The sequence below is a fragment of the Neisseria sp. HMSC066H01 genome, assembly GCF_001837375.1.
Taxonomy (GTDB): domain Bacteria; phylum Pseudomonadota; class Gammaproteobacteria; order Burkholderiales; family Neisseriaceae; genus Neisseria.
In genome coordinates this window covers 1-1,080 of sequence record NZ_KV832187.1, presented here as the reverse complement: position 1 = coordinate 1,080, position 1,080 = coordinate 1, and the positions used below count along the sequence as shown (strand labels likewise).

Sequence of the window (1,080 nt, the reverse complement as noted above, 5' to 3'; positions counted from 1 at the left end):
GGATGCCGAAAACGTCTATTTCAGTTTAGTGCCTCCGAAGATTGGCGAAGACGGCAAGTTGATACAGCTTCAGGCGTCTAAGCTCGGTTGGATACTTAACGGTCAGGTCGTCAAAGCTGAATTGCCAGAATGTAACCCGATAGACAGCATGAAAGACGGTTCGTATATAGGCTGGTCAGTAGTTGCCATCATGGCAGCGGTTTGGGGTATCAGGTTGATATGGCAGAAATTAAGGTAAAACCATGATGGATTTTTATTTTTATCTTGGTGTGTTTGTTCCGGTCTTGGTGGGCTGGATGATTTTTAAATGACGTGGCTATATAATCTAACTTTCAGCAATCATTACGAAAGTTAGTATTATGTTTTATATTTCAGAAGAAGAATTGAGATTCAAAAAAGACACGAATCCAGATTATTTAAATGAAAAATTGTGTCATGTTTTTATAGCTGAAATGTTCAAACTTAAAGAAATATATCCAATTTATGATTTTAAGAACATGGTAAAAAGTGCAGCTCAATATTTCTTAAATCGAACATATCTTGATGATATGTTAGTTTTTTTTGAAGATGGCTCGTTTTTAAAATTTCAGTTTTTAGAACATGGCTTTGAATGCAAAGAGTTCTATGATGGTCAAATTTCTACGGCTTATTATTATGGCCGTTATTCTATTAGGATTTAATTTTAAAGTTCATGCTGAATTAGTTGTTGAATCAAATGGTAGAGTACGTGTTTCGACTGGAGGATTTAATCAAAATGGCGTTAGAACTTGGCGGTATTTAGATAATGGTCGTGGTGGCATGGGTGGGAATATGTTTTATCATGAAAATTCCAGTAAATCCTTAGCTGTCCGTGACGTATCAACAGGCTTTAGATCTGCCTCAACTGTCCCTGTAACGTTAGAAGCACAAGTATCTCGTAAAGCAGTACTTTCAGGCGCATTTAACCTGGTAAAAAGAGGCGCTGCATTAGGTACACGTTTATCCGGTTGGGGTACGGCTGCCTATTTCGCCTACGAAGCCTATCAAGCTGTTAAATCTGATCTTGAATTTGAAGGCTACAAATGGAATGAAGTCAGCGAA

The 1,080-nt window shown here is 37.6% G+C and carries 3 protein-coding genes; all 3 read left to right on the top strand.

Features of this window, described 5'->3' with window-relative positions; genetic code table 11:
• On the top strand, nt 1-238 hold a 238-nt coding region (locus tag HMPREF2551_RS10635; protein WP_070836712.1), incomplete at its 5' end, for a hypothetical protein.
• A 121-nt stretch (nt 239-359) separates the two neighbouring features.
• Complete coding sequence (locus HMPREF2551_RS00190; RefSeq protein WP_070836711.1) at nt 360-680, top strand: hypothetical protein; 321 nt, start codon at nt 360-362, stop codon at nt 678-680.
• Nucleotides 655-1,080 (top strand): IgG-binding virulence factor TspB family protein (locus HMPREF2551_RS00185; RefSeq protein WP_283122392.1); only part of this gene is annotated, 426 nt, incomplete at its 3' end. The genes HMPREF2551_RS00190 and HMPREF2551_RS00185, both read left to right, overlap by 26 nt.

What these genes read in the sequence shown, in the direction of transcription:
- HMPREF2551_RS00190 (WP_070836711.1), top strand. Translation starts at nt 360, where the DNA reads ATGTTTTATATTTCAGAAGAAGAATTGAGATTCAAAAAAGACACGAAT.